Raw genomic sequence first — 21158 nt, 5'->3', positions numbered from 1 at the left:
CCCAAATGAAGTCAGACAATCTGTAAGGTGCCCTGACGGTGTTTACGCTGATACACAAACGAAGTCAGCACCATCGGAATAACAATCGCGATCGCCATAGCGGCGGCGTACACCTGCCAGTAGGTGGGCTGAATCGAGAGAATGCCCGGCAGGCCGCCGACGCCAATCCCGTTTGCCATCACGCCGTTCAGGCCGCACAGCAGACCGGCAAGCCCGGAGCCAATCATTGCGCAGAGCATCGGGAAGCGGTATTTCAGGTTGATGCCGTACATCGCCGGTTCCGTAACGCCCAGGTAGGCGGAAATGGCGGCGGGCACGGAGATTTCGCGTTCGTTATGTTTACGGCTGGAAATAATAATTCCTACCACGGCGGACGCCTGGGCGATGTTAGACAGCGCGATCAGCGGCCAGACCGGCGTGCCGTTCATGCTCTGGATCATCTGCATATCGATGGCGAGCGTTGTCTGGTGTACTCCGGTGATCACCAGCGGGGCGTACAGGAAGCCAAACAGGGCGGCGCCAATGGGGGCGAAGCTGCCGGTCATCAGATGGCGCACCGCGAACGCGACGCCGTCGCCGATCATCCGACCAAACGGACCGATCAGCGCGTGGGCGAGGAAGACCGCGAGGATTAACGAACAAACCGGTACGATCACCAGGTACAGGTAGTCCGGCACGATGCGCTTCAGGCGCGTTTCAATAAAACCGAGCGTCAGACCCGCCAGCAGTGCCGGGATTACCTGCGCCTGGTAACCAACTTTAGCGATGCTGAACAGGCCAAAGTCCCAGACTTCCGGCAATTGTTGCCCGAGGAGATACGCGTTCATTAGCTGCGGTGAAACCAGCGTGACGCCCAACACAATACCCAGGATCGGCGTGCCGCCCATTTTTTTGACCGCCGACCAGCAGATCCCGACCGGCAGGTAGAAGAAAATCGCTTCGCCAATCAGCCATAAAAAGTCATAGACGGTTTTCAGTGCCGGATACATCTGCGCCAGCGTCTGGCCGTTGCTCATCGGCACATCGCCAATCACGTTGCGAAAGCCAAGGATTAAGCCGCCGCTGATCAGCGCCGGCAGTAGCGGGAAGAAGATTTCGGCGAAATGGGAGATCAACTGCTCATGCCATTTCATATTCTGGCGCGCGGCTTTTTTCGCCTGCTCTTTGTCGGCGTGGGCCTGGCCGGTGGTGGCCAGCAGCGCCTTATAGTAATCACCGACATTGGTGCCAATCACTACCTGAAATTGTCCGGCGTTGGTGAAGCAGCCTTTGACCATCGGCAGTTGTTCGATCTCTTTCGGACGGGCAATGGCTGGTTGATTCAGTACAAAGCGCAGACGTGTCAGGCAGTGGCTCACCGTCGCGATGTTTTCCCGCCCGCCAACCAGCGCAATAAGCTGGTCGATATCCGTTTGTTTGATTTTACTCATCATGAAGCCTCATGGCGATGACTGTGAAAATGGGTGTTGCTGGACTGGCGACAGAATATATCCGCGATGAATATTTAAAAATGGGAACGTTCCCGAAACGCAGCGAAGATCACAAATTCGCGTACAGAAAGCGGTCAGTTGCGGATCAGGAAAGCATGGAAGGAATGACGATCTGGCGCAGTTCGCCGCGCCCGGTGATCTGATCGATCAGTTGGGAAGCCGCCTGGCGTCCGGCTTCGGCGTAGCCCGGATCGACGGTGACGATCTCGGGATGGAGGAATTTCATCAACGGCGTATTGCCAACGCTCGCCAGTTGCAGCGCGTCGATCCGCTGTTCCTGCAAATATTTGCTGGCCCCGAGGGCGAGGGTGTCAGTGGCGCAGACCAGCGCCGTGGTTTCTGGCGTGATCACGCTGGCGGCATGATCGTAACCTTGCTTCATTGCCAGACCCGGCAGCGCGGCGACGGGATGCAGCTTGCGCTGTTTGCAAAACGCCAGGTACGCCTCATGGCGGCGCTTACCGGTGGTGACGTCGCTGTGGGGGACGCCGAGAAAACTGATGTTGCGGTGACCCTGATCGTACAGGCGCTGCATCAACATTTTTATCGCCCCTTCGTCGTCATAACAGACGGAAGCAAAGCCCTGTGCGTCGCGCGCCAGCAGCACCAGCGAAGCCTGCCACGGCGCAATCATCGCGTCGGTAATGCCGGTAAAGCCAAATAACACGACGCCGTCAATATTGCGGCGCTTCAGCATGCCGAGGTGTTCTTCTACTTTCGCTGTGGAGAACTGGCTTTCCATCATAATGGGATCGTAGCCCTGTTCATAAAACACGGGCAGCATGGTCTGAACGGCAAGATTCTCGGACAGCGAGTCAAGGCGGGTGACCATAATGGCAACCACTTTGTCACTCTGACCACGCATGGCGCGCGCAGAGCGGGAGGGGGAAAAGCCGTGCTGATTCATTACCGCTTCCACGCGTTCGCGGGTGCGCTCGCTCACGCCGCTTTCGTTATTGAGTACGCGCGAAACCGTGGATTTTCCCACGCCGCTCAGACGGGCGATGTCTTTGATAGTCAGCCGATTTTGCATCCCGTTTTCCCATAGCAGGCATCAAGAAGAGGTAAAGAGGATAACTTTACGCATTTGAACCGCAATGAGCAAAGTCTGGTTTATCATTGGTTTAATCACAGGGTGTTATTATATCGCCATAATAGCCACAAAGAGTATGATCTGCGGCTTATAATCTGCGTCTTAAATTATTCACTTACCGGAGGCTTTATGGATCCCGATCCCACCCCTCTCCCGCGATGGAGAAACACTTTTTTCCGGTAAGCCTGCCTTTCGCTGTCTTACCGGCGACGTAAGACAGTGACGCGTTAACGTCCCTGTTAAGAAAATAAATTGCCTGTCAGGTAAGGCTTTGCCACGCCTGAACGCTTTTTCTGCGCCTTTCTGCTTTTGGCGCGGAGGGACTGCCTATGTTTAAAAATATCACTCGCCAGCTTTTTGCCCGGCTCAGCCGCCATTTGCCCGATCGCCTGGTGCATCGCGATCCGTTACCGAACGCGCAGACGCTTGCCAGTACGCCGATCCCGTCATCACTCAGCGAACACTGCCTGAAAGTGGCCGTCATGGATGACGCGACGTTGTGGAAAACTTTCGGCGCCCACCCGGAAGGGTTGACGCCGACGGAAGTGGATGCGGCGCGTGAAAAGCACGGCGACAACCAGTTACCCGCCCAGCAGCCATCGCCGTGGTGGGTACATCTGTGGGTCTGCTACCGCAATCCATTTAATATTCTGTTAACCATTCTGGGGGCCATCTCTTACGCCACGGAGGATCTGTTTGCGGCGGGAGTGATCGCGCTGATGGTGGCGATCTCCACACTGCTGAATTTCGTTCAGGAAGCACGCTCGACCAAAGCGGCGGATGCGCTAAAAGCGATGGTCAGCAATACCGCGACGGTGTTGCGGGTGATCAATGAAAAAGGCGAGAACGGCTGGATCGACGTCCCTATTGATCAACTGGTGCCTGGCGATATCGTAAAACTGGCGGCGGGAGACATGATCCCGGCTGATCTGCGGGTGCTTCAGGCGCGCGATCTGTTTGTCGCCCAGGCGTCGTTAACCGGCGAGTCGCTGCCGGTGGAAAAAGTGGCTAACACCCGCGAGCCGGCGCATAACAACCCGCTTGAGTGCGATACCCTGTGCTTTATGGGGACCAACGTCGTGAGCGGTACGGCGCAGGCCCTTGTGATTGCCACGGGAGCCAACACCTGGTTTGGGCAACTGGCAGGCCGCGTCAGCGAACAGGAAAGCGAACAGAACGCCTTTCAGAAAGGCATCAGCCGCGTCAGTATGTTGTTGATTCGCTTTATGCTGGTGATGGCGCCCATCGTGCTGGTGATCAACGGCTATACCAAAGGCGACTGGTGGGAAGCGGCGCTGTTCGCCCTCTCGGTGGCCGTCGGACTGACGCCGGAAATGCTGCCGATGATCGTCACTTCCACACTGGCGCGCGGCGCGGTGAAACTGTCGAAGCAAAAGGTGATTGTGAAGCATCTCGACGCCATTCAGAACTTTGGCGCGATGGATATTCTTTGCACCGACAAAACCGGTACGCTGACCCAGGACAAAATTGTTCTGGAAAACCACACTGACATTTCCGGCAAACCCAGCGATCGCGTTCTGCACGTGGCATGGCTGAACAGCCATTATCAGACGGGGTTGAAAAATCTGCTTGATACCGCCGTGCTGGAGGGCGTGGATGAAGCCTCCGCGCGCGAACTTGCGACCCGCTGGCAGAAAATTGATGAGATCCCGTTTGATTTCGAACGTCGCCGCATGTCGGTGGTGGTCGCTGAACATGCGGAGGTGCATCAGCTGGTGTGCAAAGGCGCGCTGCAGGAAATCCTCAACGTCAGCACGCATGTGCGCCATAACGGAGAAATCGTGCCGCTGGATGACAACATGCTGCGCCGCGTGAAGCGCGTCACCGATACCCTGAATCGTCAGGGGCTGCGCGTGGTGGCGGTGGCTACCCGCTATCTGCCTGCGCGAGAAGGCGATTACCAGCGTATCGACGAATCCGATCTGATCCTTGAAGGGTACATCGCCTTCCTCGATCCGCCGAAAGAGACGACGGCGCCTGCGTTAAAGGCGCTGAAGGCCAGCGGTATCACGGTGAAAATTCTGACCGGCGACAGCGAGTTGGTCGCGGCAAAAGTGTGCCATGACGTCGGACTGGACGCGGGTGAAGTGGTTGTTGGCAGCGATATCGAAAGCCTGAGCGACGACGAGCTGGCGACGCTGGCGCAGCGTACCACGCTGTTTGCCCGTCTGACGCCGATGCATAAAGAACGCATTGTCACGCTGCTTAAGCGCGAAGGGCACGTCGTGGGCTTTATGGGCGACGGTATTAATGACGCCCCGGCGTTGCGTGCGGCGGATATCGGTATTTCCGTCGATGGCGCCGTGGACATTGCCCGGGAAGCCGCCGACATTATCCTGCTGGAAAAGAGCCTGATGGTGCTGGAAGAAGGGGTGATCGAAGGTCGTCGCACTTTCTCGAATATGCTGAAGTACATTAAGATGACCGCCAGCTCCAACTTCGGTAACGTCTTCAGCGTGCTGGTGGCGAGCGCCTTTTTACCGTTCCTGCCCATGCTGCCGCTGCACTTACTGATTCAGAATCTGCTGTACGATGTATCGCAGGTGGCGATCCCGTTTGATAACGTGGACGATGAGCAGATCCAGAAGCCGCAGCGCTGGAATCCGACAGATCTGGGGCGTTTTATGATCTTCTTTGGTCCGATTAGCTCGATCTTCGACATTATCACGTTCTGCGTGATGTGGTGGGTCTTCCACGCGAACGTGCCGGAGGCGCAAACCTTGTTCCAGTCCGGCTGGTTTGTAGTGGGGCTACTGTCGCAAACGCTGATTGTGCATATGATTCGTACCCGCCGCGTGCCGTTCATTCAGAGTCGCGCCGCGTGGCCGCTGCTGTTGATGACGCTGGTGGTGATGATGGTGGGCATTGCGCTACCGTTCTCGCCGCTGGCCGGGTATCTGCAATTGCAGGCGCTGCCGCTGAGCTACTTCCCGTGGCTGGTCGGTATTCTGGTAGGCTATATGACGTTAACGCAGTTGGTGAAAGGCTTCTATAGTCGCCGCTACGGTTGGCAGTAATGCGCAGTGGGTCGCTTATGAGCCGGTCGGGCAAAGCGAAACCGCCCTCCGGTGTCTGCGGTAAAAAGCCGGACGAGCATGACCCCGTCCGGCAGTCGGCTTAGTGCTTCAGCACCCACGCTTCTTTCCAGTGTGCGCCAACGCCTGGCTCAAACTGGTTAGCGCCTGGAGCGTACTGGACGCAGTAGCCGCTGTACGGGAAAGGCTTACATTCGTAGGTCTTACCGTCTTTCGGTTGCAGCACCACGGTACCGGCTTTGTAAGACGCGATACTGTCCGGGAAGGTAAAGTCGTGGTGACCGGCGTTGTCGGTCGCCGCGTCGCTTTCCAGCATCAGGTTCAACACGTCCTGAGCAAACAGCGTGCCGTCTTTGTTGGTCGCATAGTATTTCAGCATATGGTGACCAGCAGTCACGTCAGTCAGGGTCATGGTGACGTCCTGGTTGGCGTTGTTCATGTCCTGCTTCAGATAGCCTTTTTCCGCGCCGTGATGATTCATCACGTGGGCTTCAAAATTCACATCGCCGTGCGTATTCACGTGGAAAGTCACGGTGGCATTGCCGTGCGCAATCTTGCTGTACTGCAGATCGGTAACGGCGATGGTTTCGTTCACTTGCGCTTTTTGCTCTTCATAAGAGATGGCGACAGACTGCAGCGCGCTGCCTTCTCTTACGAACACGCTATTCGCGCCATGTACCGGGCCAATCTCACCCCCTTCGTCTTTCACGCCTACGCGCACATCGCTGTGGGTGCTATTGATCAATTGCGCCATATCGAAGGCCCACTGGTTCGCATCGCCCTGAGCAGCGGAGGCAATGGTCATTTCAGTGCGCATTGAGGTTACTTCACCATTGGCGTCAAAGAAGCGGGCAATGACTTTATCGCCTGCGTTCAGGTTATTACCGGCAATCTGACCGCTGAGGGTTTTGCTCCATTCGGAAACCACGCCCGGGGTTTCATCCGGAGTCACGTTGCCGCTGTTACCGAAATCCACGTCAATGGCCTGATAGAAGCTATTTGTCGTATCTGCAATTTCCCACACGCCGTAAATAACCTGATAACCGGTACGTTCAGGAACATTACAGTTCATTGACTGCGTGACCGCCGGCGCCTGGCCATTTCCATTAATGGTACAGAACGGCGTTAAATCAAATTGATCGCGGGTCAGCGGCTTATTTGGATCCCAGTTTTGTTTGGTGATGTAATAACGCCAGTTCGTGGTTTTATGCGGCGCAGTATGGTGCCATACAAACTGGTGTGGACCTGCTGTCATTGGGCTTTTGGTCCAGGCGTTCAGGCTCTGGCGATCCAGTTGAGAATACTGAGAAATACCGGCGCTGGCGAGCTGTCCGTCTGGCGGCATCGCGCCAGTCGGGAAGCCGGAGGTTTTTTCTACGCTCTGCGGTTCGTATTGAACGGAACCACAATCGACGTTTTGCCCCAGCTTGCACATATATGCGCGGCTGGCAGGGGATTCAATATAACCGTGTGCTAACGCTGAAGAAGCAACGGTCAATGTTGCTACCGCCAGCGCGATTTTGGAAAGTTTCATTATTAGTCCATTAGTGTATTAAAACAACGAGTGCGGCAGGAAGTGTATTAATGGACCGACGGTGATGTCATGAAATAGCGAGGATAAAAAAGGTCAAAATAAAAACCTATTTTATTTTTAAAAACATAAGGCAGCGTGTGCTGCCTTAAAAAAAGATAACCGGAATAGTTAGCGACGAACGGCAATCGCTTCGATTTCGATTTTTACGTCTTTCGGCAGACGCGCCACTTCCACGCAGGAGCGCGCCGGGAAGGTGGCGTTGTGCTCGGTGAAGAACGCTTCGTAGGTGGCGTTCACGGTCGCGAAGTCGTTCAGATCTTTGACAAACACGGTGGTTTTCACGATATCGCCCACTTTCAGGCCAGCCGCTTCGACGATGGCTTTAACGTTTTCCAGCGACTGACGCGCCTGAGCGGACACGTCTTCCGGTACGCTGCCGGTTTTTGGATCAACCGGGATCTGACCGGAAGTGATGATCATGCTGCCCAGATCTACGCCCTGAACATAAGGACCGATAGCCGCAGGTGCATTTTCCGTCGCGATAGTTTTGCTCATGATTTCTCCTGAATACAGCGGTAAAAGAAAGTTCCCGACAATTATAAGGAGCCGGGAATTTATAACCAACTCCAATTAGTTGGCCAGCACCACATAATGAGAAAACTCTTTTTCGCAGTATTTGCATTTGAGCGCAATGTCATCCGCGCGCTTTTTCACTGCAAAGCTGGAGGAAACCGGCTCCGCATGGCTGATGCAGTTGCTGTTCGGGCAAACCAGAACGCTTTCAATGCGATCCGGCAGGCTTGGACGCGATTTTCCTACTACCTCGTAATTGTCGATCCGGTTCACGGTGGCCTGCGGCGCATACAGTGACAGCTGGTTAACCTGCTCAGCGGTCAGGAAGGTGTTCTCAATTTTGATCAGATCTTTGCGGCCCATTTCGCCGGAAGGGAGGTTGAGGCCGATGGTGATGCGCTGGTCGGTTTCGGTCAGCTTGAACAGGGTCAGCAGCTTAAAGCCTACCTGGGCGGGAATATGATCGATCACGGTGCCGCATTTGATCGCTTCAACCTGTAATTTATTGTCGTGTGTCATCGTTTATTCTCCCTTACAGTGCCAGATCGCGGGTCAGAACCAATGCCAGTAACGCCTGGCGGGCAAAAATACCGTTACCCGCCTGCTGGAAGTACCAGGCGTGCGGGGTTTTATCGACGTCGGTGGCGATTTCATCAATGCGCGGCAGCGGATGCAGCACCTTCATGTTTTCACGCGCGCCCGCCAGATCGCTGGCGCGCAGAACAAACTGCGCTTTCACGTTGGCGTATTCCGACGGGTCGAGACGCTCTTTCTGTACGCGGGTCATGTACAGAATGTCCACCTCCGCCATGACTTCCTCAATCGAGGCGTGCAGGCTCCAGGCGATACCCTTTTCGTCGAGCATATCGAGAATGTACTGCGGCATCGCCAGCGCGTCCGGGGCGATAAAGTAGAAACGGTTGCCGTCGAACTTCGCCAGCGCCTGGGTCAGCGAGTGGACGGTACGGCCATATTTCAGGTCGCCGACCATCGCGACGTGTAGGTTATCCAGACGACCCTGGGTTTCCTGGATGGTAAACAGATCCAGCAGCGTTTGGGTCGGATGTTGGTTTGAACCGTCGCCAGCGTTCAGGACCGGCACCTGGCCGGAAAACTCGGTCGCCAGACGCGCGGCGCCTTCCTGCGGATGGCGCATCACGATAGCGTCCACATAGGTGCTGATCACCGAAATGGTGTCTGCCAGCGTCTCGCCTTTCTTACCCAGCGACGTGTTCGCGCTGTCGGAAAAGCCCACCACACTTGCGCCCAGGCGGTGCATCGACGTTTCAAACGACAGGCGGGTACGCGTGGAAGCCTCGAAGAAACAGCTGGCGATGACCTTATGCTTTAGCAGCTCCGGCTGTGGATTCGCTTTTAATTTTGCTGCCGTCGCCAGCACCAGATTGAGGTCATCGCGGCTGAGGTCGTTTATGGAAATGATGTGTTTTTGATACAACGGATTAGCCATGTTTATCTCCTGACGCCTGGGCAAAAAAAAGCCCCTCATTTGAGGGGCTGTGAATAGGTGAGCAACGGAAAGAAAAACGGCAGGCCAGCGTCTGTTTTCAGACGCGGTAAGACAGAATGTCGTACACACTGAACCATGCTTCCTCCCGGCAAATTGTCCGCGATTATACTCAGCTCCGTTTACGGATCAAGCAAAAAAATGCTCATTTTATTCAAAGCAAACGGTTTTAATGAATACTAATTCATTTTGAGTAAGTAATTAATCTGCTTGTGGACAAGGCCGGTGCGCTGCACGACCCGGGGGGCCACCCAGACAATACTGCTGCCAGCGATAACCCCGAGGATCTCCGGCAGGGCGTGGTAATCGAGGATTCTGGCGACCGCGCGGCCATATCCGGCAACGGTATGGATAAGGATAAATTCGCTGTTGTGCTCCACGCTGACCACCATTTCAGCAATCGAACGGGCGGCATCCGGCGCAGGGCGCAGTTGCGGATTCACGGAATAAATTTTTTGACCCTTTGTATTTCGTATTTTTATGACGCCAAGCATTTTCAGCAGGCGCGACACCGTCGACTGACTGATGCTTTCAAACCCGTGGTCCTGCAGGTCGCGGCGTATCTCCTCCTGCGACAGGTAACTTTTTTCGGTAATCAGGCGCTGACAGACCGCCAGTTGCTGCTGCTCTTTGGCGGAGTAATCATCGTAATCCTTCATAAATGCACCTTATCTTTATTATTCGAACGCTACAGCATGGCGCCCACGCTCAGTACGGCCATGTTGAGCACCGTCAGGATCAGCAACAGCGGCGCCACCCATTTCAGATACCGCACGTAGGGAACGCGGGCGATCGCCAGGCCGCCCATCACCACTGCCGAGGTCGGGGTGATCAGGTTGACGATCCCCGACGCCGACTGGTACGCCGTAACAACCAGATCCCGCTGCACATGGGCAAAATCGGCCAGCGGAGCCATGATCGGCATCGTCAGTACCGCCAGTCCGGATGATGAAGGGACCAGGAAGGAGAGCAGAACTTCCAGCCAGTAGGTGACGTTGATGAAAATCGTGGTGGATAGACCGGAGACCAGATTCTCGGCGCTGTGCAAAATGGTATGAGTAATCATGCCGCTATCCATGACGACCACAATGCCGCGCGCGATGCCGATAATCAACGCCACGCCGAGCAGATCGCGCGCGCCGTCGATAAAGGTGCTGGTAAACGCTTCTTCTCCCATGCGGGCGATTACGCCCACCACGATCGCCGCCGCCAGAAAGACGCCAGAGATTTCGGCCATCCACCAGCCGCGCACCGCCACGCCGTAGATCATAATGGCGAAAGAGGCGGCGAAGATCAGCAGAATCCATTTGCGGGTGGCGGTGAAGGCCAGCAGGGTATCGGAACGGTTGCCGAGGAAGTGGGCGCGGTTTTCCGCCATTTTATCCGCCACGATCGACAGTTCAGGGTTGCTGCGTACCTTACGCGCGTAACGCATAACCCAGACCACGCAGATGAGATAGCCGACGAGCAGCAGAATGACGCGCAGCAGCATTCCCTGGGTGAACGGGATCCCGGCGGCATTGGCGGCAATGACCGTGGCGAACGGGTTAATGGTCGAGCCCAACGTGCCGATGCCTGCGCCGAGCAACACGGTGGCGGCGGCAACCAGCGGATCAAAACGCGCCGCCATCATCACCGGTACCAGTAGCGTGTAGAAAGGGAGCGACTCTTCCGCCATCCCGTAAATCGTGCCTCCCGCGGCAAACAGCGCCATCAGGATGGGGATCATCCATTCCTCTTTGCCGTTAAGTCTGACCGTCACCCGCTCAATGCCCGCGTCGATAGCGCCGGTTTTGTTCACCACGCCGAGGAAGCCGCCGATGATCAGAACAAACAGCGCCACGTCAATTGCGCCTGCGGTGTAGGTTTCGTGATTGTACAAACCGTCAATGGGCGCCAGCAGCACAGCGGTAATGCCCTGCGGATGCGCCTCGGTGGGAGCATAGGTTCCCGCCACCGGAACCTCTTTGCCAAGCGTGGCGTTCATCGCCATCTGGTATTTGCCCGCCGGGACAATCCAGGTCATGACGGCGACCAGCGCGATAAGAATAAACAGGATGGTGTACGCGGTGGGAAACTTGAATTTACCCATGATTTTCTCTCCGGATATCACGGGCAGCCGCCGTCGTAGCGACCGCTGCCCGCAAGGGTTAGTCGCCGAGGGTCGCTACCATCACCGCTTTGATGGTGTGCATGCGGTTTTCCGCTTCGTCGAACACGATGGCGTGGTCGGACTCAAACACCTCGTCGGTCACTTCCAGCCCCTTCAGACCGTAAGCCGCTTCGATTTCGCGTCCTACTTTGGTGTGCTCGTTATGAAAGGCGGGCAGGCAGTGCATGAACTTGACGTTTGGGTTGCCGGTCGCGTTAATCACCTGCTGATTCACCTGGTAAGGGGTCATCAGACTGACGCGTTCCGCCCACGCTTCTTTTGGTTCGCCCATTGACACCCAGACGTCGGTATAGAGGAAATCGACGTCATAGACGCCTGCTTCCACATCCTCTGTCAGGGTGATGCGCGCGCCGGTGGTGCTGGCGATAGCGCGGCATTCGGCGACCAGCGCCTCGTCGGGCCAGAATGATTTCGGCGCCACCAGCCGGATGTCCATACCCATTTTCGCCGCGCCGACCATCAGCGAATTGCCCATGTTGTTGCGCGCATCGCCCAGATAGGCAAAGCGCAGTTCCGGCAGCGTTTTTCCTGGCGCATGCTCCAGCATGGTCATCAGATCCGCGAGGATCTGTGTGGGATGAAACGCGTCGGTCAGGCCGTTCCATACCGGTACACCGGCGTATTGCCCTAACTCCTCGACGATTTGCTGACCGAAGCCGCGATATTCAATGCCGTCATACATCCGTCCCAGTACCCGGGCGGTGTCTTTCATCGACTCTTTATGACCAATTTGCGATCCGCTCGGACCGAGATAGGTCACCTGCGCGCCCTGGTCGAAGGCTGCAACCTCAAAGGCACAGCGGGTGCGGGTGGAGGTTTTTTCAAAAATCAGCGCGATGTTTTTACCGCTCAGTTTTTGCACCTCACGCCCGGCTTTTTTGGCCGCTTTCAGTTCGATTGCCAGATCGATCAGCGACTGAATTTCCGCCGGAGTAAAGTCGAGAAGTTTCAGAAAGTTACGTTTTTTCAGTGAAATAGCCATGTATCTGTCCTTAAATCGTGTAGGCCTGACAAGCGCCGCGCCGTCAGACGATGTCAGCGTTTCGTTGCCGGATGACGGCGTTGCGTTATCCGGTCGACAAAGAGATGAATGAAATAAAAGGGATTACGCGTCGGCAGCTTCGCGTCGGATTAACGTGCCTTTATCGCCAGCGAGGATCGCCGGGCCATCGGTCAGCGAACCAATCCCGGCAATGCCATGGCAGCGGCTGACAAACTCTGCGCAGGCGGTGACTTTCGGCCCCATCGACCCCGCGTCAAACTGCATCTCGCTAAGCAATTCCGGAGTCACCTGCGCCAGCGGACGCTGCGTGGGTTTACCCCAGTCGAGATACACGGCGTCGGCGTCGGTCAGGATCAGCAGCGCGTCGGCGCAGATCTGGCTGGCGAGCAGGGCGGCGGAGAGATCTTTGTCGATCACCGCTTCAATGCCGTGGTAACCGTCCACTTTTTCAATGACCGGCACGCCGCCGCCGCCGTTGCAGATCACCAGATGATCGCGGGCAATCAGCGCCTGAATCGCATCGCTTTCCACAATGCGTCTGGGCTGTGGTGAAGGCACCACGCGGCGGAACGCGTTGCCGTCGGCTTTGAATACCCAGCCTTTTTCCGCCTCCAGCGCATCAGCCTGCGCCGCGTCATACACCGGACCGATGTATTTAGTCGGGTTGCGAAACGCCGGATCGTGCTCGTCCACTTCCACCTGGGTCAGCAGGACGCTGATTTCCCGCTGTGGTAACTGATTTTTCAGCGCCTGTTGCAGCATGTAGCCGATCATCCCCTGGCTCTCGGCGCCGAGGATGTCGAGAGGATAGGGGGTAACGCGGTCATAGGCGCTGTTCTGTAACGCCAGCAGACCAACCTGCGGGCCGTTGCCATGCACCAGCACCACCCGCCACTGCCGGGTGAGCTGCGCGATGGTGCTGGCCGCCAGTTCGATGTTTTTGCGCTGAATATCCGCTTCCAGCGGTTCGCCGCGCTTAAGCAGCGCGTTGCCGCCCAGCGCGACAACCAGAGTCGGTTTCTGTGTCATGGTCGATTCCTTAAATGCCGTCGCGTTCCAGTGGGCAGCTCATGCAGCGTGCGCCGCCGCGCCCGCGTCCCAGTTCGTCGCCGGGGATAGGCAGTACGGTGATCCCCGCTTTGTCGTATTTCTCGTTGGTCCAGATATTGCGCTCGTAGCCCACCACAACGCCGGGGCGCAGGGTGAGGACGTTATTGGCGTCGTTCCACTGTTCGCGCTCGGCCTCAAAAGCGTCGCCGCCGGTGGTGATTAAGCGGACCTGATCGATGCCGAGCGCTTTTTCAATGGCGTTTACCAGCGTGCGCTCCTCGGTACGCTTCAGCCCGCCGCGCCCGTCCGGGGTCAGGGTCCAGCACTTGACGTCCTGACGCACCACTTCCGGGTACACGGAAAACGTGTCGATATCGATATGGGTCATCACCGTGTCGAGATGCATACAGGAGCGGTGTTTAGGCAGCTCAACGGCAATCACCCGTTCGGCCTGACGATGGGTAAACAGCGCCTGAGCCAGAAATTCAATGCCCTGCGGCGTGGTGCGTTCGGACATGCCGATTAATACCGCGCCGCGTCCAATCACCAGTACATCTCCGCCTTCAAGCGTCGCGTGGTCGTAATTAATGTTTTCGTCGCCGAAATATTTAATAAATTCGCCGTCGGCAAATTGTGGATGCCAGCGATATATCGCACGCAAATTATTGGTTTCACGCTGACGGGCGGGTTTCGCCATCGGATTAATCGAAACGCCGTTATATATCCAGCATGAAGTGTCGCGAGTAAATAAGTGGTTAGGTAATGGCTTCATAATAAAGTCATTAATATCGTGAGTATCCACCACGATATTTTTAATGGATGCCGGAATTTCACCGTACGTGAGTCCGCCGCTTAAATGCCGCGCCAGTTCCCGGTGCGGCATATCCGCCAGCCACGCGCGAATGTCGGCGGCAAAGGTTGGGCCGAGTCGGTAATCGGAAATTTGCGTCTCCAGTAGCCAGCGTCTGGCGTCAGCGATATCCAGGGTTTGTGTTAATAAATCAGTCAGTAACAACACTTCGATGCCCTGTTGACGCAGGGTGTTGGCAAAAATGTCATGCTCCTCACCCGCACGTTCAACCGACAGCACGTCATCAAATAACAGCGCCTGACAGTTAGATGGCGTGAGGCGTTTCAGGCTGAGATTTGGGCGATGCAGCATTACGCTGCGCAGTTGACCGATTTCAGAACCGACATAATGTTTTTCCATTACGATACCTTCCACTCTGTTTCAGGAATAAAAAGGTGGTGGCTGCAAATAATCAGGTTATTCGCAGTCAGGACAGTGCAGATAATTTTCGTAAAGCATCATTAAATTAATTTCAGAGGGATTGTGTGATGGGATTCACATCAGGTGGGATATGTGTATTTTCTTAATTAATATATGACGGGGGTCTGAGAAATAACAAAAATAATAAGATCTAAAATGAATTACTACGCAATTATGCGGCGGCTTATGCGGCAGTGTTAATTATTTGTTGGGGGCGATATATAAATTATCTCCGCTAACCGATTGATTTGTAAGGGTTGCTAACAATTTACTGCATAAGTATGCGTAATGCTAATTATATTATTTAGGACCAAAATTAAATCATGCGATAATTATGAGAATGTTGCTCGTTAATGCAGGGAAAATGAAGTGTGATCGGCTGCTGATTTTTCCTGTAAAGAATTTAATAACAGCAGGTTAGGCAGCGTTAAGGAAACGCTGGTTTACCAGTTATGCAGAAAAAGCGCATAAATTACAATTAGCTGTTAACAGTCCATCAACAAGTCCGCCGATAAACATGCGCTGACGCAAAACTTCGTCAGACGGGGGTGGTGCTCCGCTAAAAATTCTCGTATAACAATTTAAAATGAAACGCTGTTTTAATTGTGAGGTATGAGATGATCGTCGGCAATATTCACCATCTGCAATCCTGGCTTCCTCAGGAGTTGCGCGAAGCCATTGAGCACATAAAAGCCCATGTCTCTGAAACAACAGAAAAGGGTAAGCACGATATTGACGGTAACCGACTGTTTTACTTGATTTCGGAAGACATGACCGAGCCGTTTGAAAAGCGTCGGGCGGAGTATCATGCGCGCTATCTGGACATCCAGATCGTTTTAAAAGGGCAGGAAGGGATGACCTTCAGCACGTTGCCAGCCGGAACGCCGGAAACGGACTGGCTGGCGGAAAAAGATATCGCCTTCTTACCGGAAGGTGAGCAGGAAAAGACAGTGATCCTCAATGAAGGCGACTTTGTCGTCTTTTATCCGGGAGAAGTCCACAAGCCGCTGTGCGCCGTCGGCGCACCGGCGCAGGTGCGTAAAGCGGTGGTTAAGCTGCTGGTAGCGTAATACGCCAGGGCCGGGCGGCGATTGCGCGCCCGGCCTCCGGCAACGGATTATTGCGATAACGTCGCGACCATTACCGCTTTGATGGTGTGCATCCGGTTTTCGGCCTGATCGAACACAATGCTGGCCGGAGACTCAAACACCTCGTCGGTCACTTCCATGCCGCCATGCAGCCCGTACTCTGCGGCCATTTTCTTGCCCAGCGTGGTCTGGTCGTCGTGGAACGCGGGCAGGCAGTGCAGAAACTTCACCTGCGGATTGCCCGTAAGCGCCATCATCTGGCTGTTGACCTGATAGCCGCGCAACAGCGAGATACGCTCTGCCCACTTTTCTTTTGGTTCGCCCATCGATACCCAGACGTCGGTATAGATAAAGTCCGCGCCCTTGACGCCTGCGGCTACGTCTGCGGTAAGAGTGATATTCCCGCCGTTTTTCTTCGCCATCGCCTGGCATTCTGCCACCAGCGCAGCCTCCGGCCAGCAGGACTCAGGCGCGACCAGACGCAGATCCAGCCCGGTTAAGGCGGCGGCTTCAAGCATCGAGTTGCCCATGTTGTTGCGCGCATCGCCCGCATACGCCAGCGTCATTTCGTTAAACGCTTTGCCCGGCAGATGCTCCTGCATGGTCAACAGGTCAGCCAGCAATTGGGTCGGGTGAAATTCATCAGTCAGGCCATTCCACACCGGAACGCCAGCGTAGGCCGCCAGCGTTTCGACCAGTTCCTGGCCGTAGCCGCGGTACTGAATGCCGTCATACATTCGCCCGAGCACGCGGGCGGTGTCTTTCATCGACTCTTTGTGGCCAATTTGACTGCCGCTGGGGCCGAGATAGGTCACGCGCGCGCCCTGGTCATATGCGGCAACTTCGAAAGAGCATCGCGTACGGGTCGAGTCTTTTTCGAAGATGAGCGCGATATTTTTGCCCGTCAGTTTCTGTTCTTCTGTGCCGTTTTTCCTGGCAGCTTTCAGGGAGGCTGCGAGTTGCAGCAGCGCGGTAAGTTCAGCAGAGGTGAAATCGAGTAACTTCAAAAAATGCTTCTGATAAAAACCTGACATAGATCCCTCCTGAGGCATAAGCCACTTATTGAATTAAAATTCAATTTATATGGATGATTATGCAATTGCAACCCCGTTTAACAAATCTTTCCTGGAAAGGTGGAGGCAATGACGGCGGTGTGTGACAATAAGAGTATCGGCAGGACATTATGAGGAACGAGCTATGGCAAACCCGGAACTACTGGAAGAACAGCGTGAAGAGACGCGCCTGATTATTGAAGAATTACTGGAAGATGGCAGCGACCCGGACGCGCTGTACACCATCGAGCATCACCTTTCCGCAGACGACTTCGAAACCCTGGAAAAAGCGGCGGTAGAAGCGTTTAAACTCGGCTATGAAGTGACTGAGCCGGAAGAACTGGAAGTGGAAGAAGGCGACACGGTGATCTGCTGCGATATCCTCAGTGAATGCGCGCTGAATGCCGAACTGATTGATGCGCAGGTTGAACAACTGATGACCCTGGCGGAAAAATATGATGTTGAATACGACGGCTGGGGCACCTACTTTGAAGATCCGAACGGCGAAGAAGGTGAAGGCGACGACGATTTCGTCGATGAAGATGACGACGGCGTGCGTCACTAATCGCACAATGCGCTGAACGTGCGGCAACGCTGGTTGCCGCACTGTTTTGACAGGTTACACATGGATTACCCGCAAATACTCGCTCCGATTCTGCGCTTCCTGCACTGCCCAACGCCTCAGGCGTGGATTGACCAGGCGCGCCTCCCGCAACATCTTCCTCTGTTACTGACCGACCATCTGCTCTGCGAGCTGAAAGCAGCGCAAACGGCGATGCTGCTGGTGCGTAAGTACGTCGCGGATAAACAGGGGGCGCAAGCGCTGCTCGCCTGGCTTCAGCCTTATGAAGCGTTTGCCTTCCGTGACGGGCCGGAACCGGATTTCGTCGCGCTGAATAAACACATTGGTAAAAGCGTGATGCCGAAAACCGACGATCCGTGGGGACAGCGGTTGATCGACAGCATGGTACTGCTGATAAAAGAAGAGCTGCATCATTTCTGGCAGGTGCGGGAAGCGATGCAGGCGCGCAATATTCCCTATGTGAAAATCACCGCCAGCCGTTACGCCAAAGGGATGCTGAAAGAAGTGCGCACGCATGAACCGCTTACGCTTATCGATAAGCTCATTTGCGGCGCTTACATTGAGGCGCGCTCCTGCGAACGTTTCGCTGCGCTGGCTCCGTACCTGGATGACGCTCTGCAGACGTTCTATCTTTCGCTTTTGCGTTCCGAAGCGCGGCACTATCAGGACTATCTGGCGCTGGCGCAACAGGTGTCACAAGAGGACATTTCGCCCCGCGTGCGCTATTTCGGAGAAGTGGAAGCGGCGTTGATCGCTTCGCCGGACAGCGTGTTTCGCTTCCATAGCGGTGTTCCCGTCGCCTCTTAATTTCGGTAGTTCTGTCTGGCGTAAGGTGACATCACAACGAAAGACGTGAAAAATGGCTCTCTTTTACGCGCGGATCCCTCACGCGCAGGCAAGGAATACCGATGAACTGGACACATGTCATACTCGCAGGCTACGTTGGCGCGATTCTCGCTATCGTCATTGGCCTGTTTCGTAAAAAGGGGTGGGTCGGGAAAGTCTCCGGCGCGGTAATTTTTATTGTGGCGATCATGGCGTGGAATTTATTCGACGTTCACTATCTGATCCCACGCGAAAAAGCGGCGACGGGGCAGAGCGAAGAACAGCAGTTTAATGAGGCGATGACCACGCTGCCGACCATGCAGGTTTTGAAAGAGCAGGAGCCTGAACTCTGGAATCGTATCCGCGATCAGGCTGTTCAGATGCGTAAAGAAGGAAAATCTGAGCAGCAATTAATTGATACTGTGCAACCGCAGATATTGCAGATCCAGATGGCGCGCCTGCAAAACGCGCCGGATGATAATGTCATTAACTACATGAAAATCAATCTGGAGCAGATTGCCGCTGTGCAGAAAAAGGGGGATGACGCGTGTTTTCGTTTCCTCTTTCCGGCGGTGAAGGGCGGTATTAATCCGATGCGGATGATTTCACCCGAGATCATCAAACGCCGGATGGACAGTGACGTGGCGATGATGCGCGCAGCCTATGGGCTGAATAAACACACGGTGACGGATGCCGAAAAGCAACAGGCGTTGCAGGACCTGCGCAACGTGGTGCCGACGCTGGCGCAACGCTATGGCGATGATTTGCAAATTATGGCGGAACCGCAGAAAGGGATAGGCAAAGAGAAAATTGCCTGCAATCTGGTGCAGGACATGTGGACGGAAGTTCTGGCGTTGCCAGCAGCCAACGCCGCTGGCGTCATTCGACTTTCGGTATCCCCTGAAATGCAGTAGCGGCGCTTACAGGGGTTTGAGCATCCGCACTTCGCAGTCGACGTGCCCGGTACAGCCCAGCGGCTCGCTGATATGCTCAAACCCTAGATGTTCGTACAGGCCGATGGCTTCGCGCAGAAAAGCCGTGGTCTCGAGATAACAGCGTTTGAATCCCTGCTCACGGGCGTGGTCCAGCGCCATCAGCGCCAGTTTCTTAGCGAGCCCCTTCCCTCGAATGGTCGGCAGAAAGTACATTTTTTGCAGCTCGCAAATGTCCGGTTCGCTACAGGTCAACGGCGCAATCCCGCCGCCGCCCACCACTTCACCCTGACACTCCACCACCCAGTAGGCGTGACCCGGCTGGCAATACAGCTGATATAACGCATCCAGATTCGGATCGGCAACGGTGTAGCCTTTGTCAGCAGTAAGGCCATATTCGGCGGAAACCTGGCGGATAACGGCGGCAATCGCCTGATTATCGTTAGCCGTCAGGCGACGTAAGGTGGGGGAAGAGTCGACAGCATTCATTGTACAATCCGGATAAATTACGCAAATAATCCGCACTAATAGCACCCTCCGCTAAGTGATGCAAGCGCCTTATCGCGCGGAGGAATTATGTAAATCAAAACATGAATAAGGTATTATTCTTTTACAGGTAAACTATTGCCTGCTAATTATGTGCATTTTTAAGGAACAATTTTTCAGGGATCTAATATGCAGGAAAATCTTATAAAGAGTGAGCCTCCGTCTCATCGTTTTCATTTTCGCGGCGATGGCGGTAGCTATTTTCTTATTTGTCTTGTCAATTCATTGCTGGTTTTAATTACGCTGGGTATTTATTTGCCCTGGGCGCTAATGAAATGCCGCCGCTATATTTATGCCAACATGACGCTAAACGGCCAACCTTTTAGCTGGAACATGAAAGGTGGCGATATATTCCTGAGCTGGCTGATGTTGGTGGTGATATATATCGCAGGTGTCGGATTTATTAGCATGGAGTACGTTGCGGTTGGCGCGATGATTCTGGCGCTGTTGATCTTATCGCTTCCCATACTGATGATGAAAAATCTGCAATGTCAGGCGATGATGACCTCGCTGAACGGCATTCGCTTTGGCTTTCGATTTTCTTCTCTGAAGGCGATGTGGAATCTGCTGTTTCTGCCGGTATTGTTGATATTGGCACTGGTCGTGGTGGTTTATTGCCTGTACCGGGTTTGTCCGCGCGAAAGTTTGGGCGAAATTATTTTTTCGGCGATTGCGCTGGGTCTGATATCGCTGGCGGGAATGGGCACGATCAGCGGCTTTCTCTACAGTCGCCTGATGACAATGGTGGGTGAGGGAGGCAGTTTTGGCATCCACCGTTTTTCGGCACAGGTTAACCTCCGGCACTGCATTAAGTCGGCGATTCTGGCAATGGCGGCGTTAATTCCGTTTCTCACGGTGATCGGTTTTATGGCCGTTGCGTTGATCAAATCCGCCGCAGAACTGGACGTGACGGGGATGTCGGAAGACGAGATAGAGACGCTAATTCTTATCGAATACCAACGACAGATTATGATGATGCAGATTATTTATTATCTGGGCTTTGCGGTATCGACCAGCTATCTCATCGTCGCGTTTCGTAACCATTTCCTCAATAACCTGCAACTTGCCGACGGACATATCCGTTTTCGCTCTACGCTGAGCTGGCATGGGATGGTGTACCGGTTGGGCGGTCTGTATCTGATTTCAGGGATTACCGGCGGGCTGGCCTATCCGCTGCTGCGCGTGTGGGTGATTAAATGGCTGGCGGAGAACACCTGCGTGGTGGGCGATCTGGATACGCTGGCGCTGACCGACAGCGATGAGCGGCTAGATAACGGCCTGGTGTCGCGCCTGTCCCGCGGCGTGATGCCGACGCTCTATTTTATGTAAAAAAAAAAGCCGGATGGCGTGACCGCTTCTCCGGCT

At 54.8% G+C, this 21158-nt stretch carries 20 protein-coding genes; 6 read left to right on the top strand and 14 right to left on the bottom strand.

All coding sequences use genetic code 11. From position 1 onward, the window contains the following. Positions 1-11: 11 nt before the first annotated feature. Complete coding sequence (treB, locus tag APU02_RS18815) at positions 12-1430, bottom strand: PTS trehalose transporter subunit IIBC (RefSeq protein WP_042289756.1); 1419 nt, start codon at positions 1428-1430, stop codon at positions 12-14. Between the two features lie 145 nt (positions 1431-1575). Then, positions 1576-2523 carry a trehalose operon repressor TreR gene (gene treR, locus APU02_RS18810; protein ID WP_042289426.1) on the bottom strand — a complete coding sequence of 316 codons (948 nt, stop codon included), beginning with the start codon at positions 2521-2523 and terminating at the stop codon, positions 1576-1578. Positions 2524-2912: 389 nt separating this feature from the next. Between treR and mgtA the strand changes: the two genes are divergently transcribed. Then, the gene (mgtA, locus tag APU02_RS18805) at positions 2913-5621 is read left to right on the top strand and encodes a magnesium-translocating P-type ATPase (RefSeq protein ID WP_060570905.1); all 2709 of its coding nucleotides are present in this window, start codon (positions 2913-2915) and stop codon (positions 5619-5621) included. A gap of 100 nt (positions 5622-5721) precedes the next feature. On the opposite strand, the gene gbpA is transcribed toward mgtA, so the two are convergent. The 10 genes from gbpA to arcA form a co-directional block, all read right to left on the bottom strand. Next, positions 5722-7173, bottom strand: a complete 1452-nt coding sequence (gene gbpA / locus APU02_RS18800; protein ID WP_042289422.1) for an N-acetylglucosamine-binding protein GbpA — start codon at positions 7171-7173, stop codon at positions 5722-5724. A gap of 168 nt (positions 7174-7341) precedes the next feature. Further along, positions 7342-7728, bottom strand: coding sequence for a 2-iminobutanoate/2-iminopropanoate deaminase (ridA, locus tag APU02_RS18795; protein WP_000047541.1), 387 nt, complete (start codon positions 7726-7728; stop codon positions 7342-7344). Positions 7729-7803: 75 nt separating this feature from the next. Next, the gene (gene pyrI / locus APU02_RS18790; RefSeq protein ID WP_012907399.1) at positions 7804-8265 is read right to left on the bottom strand and encodes an aspartate carbamoyltransferase regulatory subunit; all 462 of its coding nucleotides are present in this window, start codon (positions 8263-8265) and stop codon (positions 7804-7806) included. Positions 8266-8278: 13 nt separating this feature from the next. Then, positions 8279-9214 (bottom strand): aspartate carbamoyltransferase, encoded by a 936-nt coding sequence (gene pyrB, locus APU02_RS18785; RefSeq protein ID WP_042289420.1) that lies wholly within the window; start codon positions 9212-9214, stop codon positions 8279-8281. Positions 9215-9249: 35 nt separating this feature from the next. Further along, on the bottom strand, positions 9250-9351 hold the full coding sequence (pyrL, locus tag APU02_RS18780; RefSeq protein WP_042321688.1) for a pyr operon leader peptide: 102 nt from the start codon (positions 9349-9351) through the stop codon (positions 9250-9252). Between the two features lie 99 nt (positions 9352-9450). After that, positions 9451-9930 (bottom strand): arginine repressor, encoded by a 480-nt coding sequence (locus tag APU02_RS18775; protein WP_042289416.1) that lies wholly within the window; start codon positions 9928-9930, stop codon positions 9451-9453. 29 nt (positions 9931-9959) lie between these two features. After that, a complete protein-coding gene (locus tag APU02_RS18770; RefSeq protein WP_060570904.1) occupies positions 9960-11363 on the bottom strand; it encodes a YfcC family protein in 1404 nt (467 codons plus the stop codon). 58 nt (positions 11364-11421) lie between these two features. Further along, the gene (argF, locus tag APU02_RS18765; RefSeq protein WP_042289411.1) at positions 11422-12426 is read right to left on the bottom strand and encodes an ornithine carbamoyltransferase; all 1005 of its coding nucleotides are present in this window, start codon (positions 12424-12426) and stop codon (positions 11422-11424) included. Positions 12427-12549: 123 nt separating this feature from the next. Continuing rightward, positions 12550-13476 (bottom strand): carbamate kinase, encoded by a 927-nt coding sequence (arcC, locus tag APU02_RS18760; protein WP_060570903.1) that lies wholly within the window; start codon positions 13474-13476, stop codon positions 12550-12552. A gap of 10 nt (positions 13477-13486) precedes the next feature. Next, the gene (gene arcA, locus APU02_RS18755) at positions 13487-14707 is read right to left on the bottom strand and encodes an arginine deiminase (RefSeq protein ID WP_060570902.1); all 1221 of its coding nucleotides are present in this window, start codon (positions 14705-14707) and stop codon (positions 13487-13489) included. Positions 14708-15384: 677 nt separating this feature from the next. Here arcA and APU02_RS18750 point away from each other — a divergent pair. After that, positions 15385-15837, top strand: a complete 453-nt coding sequence (locus APU02_RS18750; RefSeq protein ID WP_042289403.1) for a YhcH/YjgK/YiaL family protein — start codon at positions 15385-15387, stop codon at positions 15835-15837. A gap of 47 nt (positions 15838-15884) precedes the next feature. On the opposite strand, the gene argF (APU02_RS18745) is transcribed toward APU02_RS18750, so the two are convergent. Beyond that, on the bottom strand, positions 15885-16889 hold the full coding sequence (argF, locus tag APU02_RS18745) for an ornithine carbamoyltransferase (protein WP_042289398.1): 1005 nt from the start codon (positions 16887-16889) through the stop codon (positions 15885-15887). A 163-nt stretch (positions 16890-17052) separates the two neighbouring features. Between argF (APU02_RS18745) and rraB the strand changes: the two genes are divergently transcribed. The 3 genes from rraB (at position 17053) to APU02_RS18730 (ending at position 19229) form a co-directional block, all read left to right on the top strand. Then, positions 17053-17472, top strand: a complete 420-nt coding sequence (gene rraB / locus APU02_RS18740) for a ribonuclease E inhibitor RraB (RefSeq protein ID WP_060570901.1) — start codon at positions 17053-17055, stop codon at positions 17470-17472. A 12-nt stretch (positions 17473-17484) separates the two neighbouring features. Continuing rightward, a complete protein-coding gene (gene miaE / locus APU02_RS18735) occupies positions 17485-18297 on the top strand; it encodes a tRNA isopentenyl-2-thiomethyl-A-37 hydroxylase MiaE (RefSeq protein WP_192841986.1) in 813 nt (270 codons plus the stop codon). 101 nt (positions 18298-18398) lie between these two features. Beyond that, a complete protein-coding gene (locus APU02_RS18730) occupies positions 18399-19229 on the top strand; it encodes a hypothetical protein (protein WP_060570899.1) in 831 nt (276 codons plus the stop codon). A 6-nt stretch (positions 19230-19235) separates the two neighbouring features. On the opposite strand, the gene APU02_RS18725 is transcribed toward APU02_RS18730, so the two are convergent. Next, a complete protein-coding gene (locus tag APU02_RS18725) occupies positions 19236-19736 on the bottom strand; it encodes a GNAT family N-acetyltransferase (RefSeq protein ID WP_042289390.1) in 501 nt (166 codons plus the stop codon). Positions 19737-19922: 186 nt separating this feature from the next. On the opposite strand from APU02_RS18725, the gene APU02_RS18720 reads away from it, so the two are divergent. Then, a complete protein-coding gene (locus APU02_RS18720; protein WP_060570898.1) occupies positions 19923-21122 on the top strand; it encodes a DUF898 family protein in 1200 nt (399 codons plus the stop codon). The last annotated feature ends 36 nt before the right edge of the window (positions 21123-21158 follow it).

This window comes from Citrobacter sp. 50677481 (genome assembly GCF_001463265.1).
Lineage (GTDB): Bacteria > Pseudomonadota > Gammaproteobacteria > Enterobacterales > Enterobacteriaceae > Citrobacter_A > Citrobacter_A sedlakii.
Note: the sequence above shows the minus strand (reverse complement) of the source record. Positions and strands in the feature narration are given on the sequence as shown.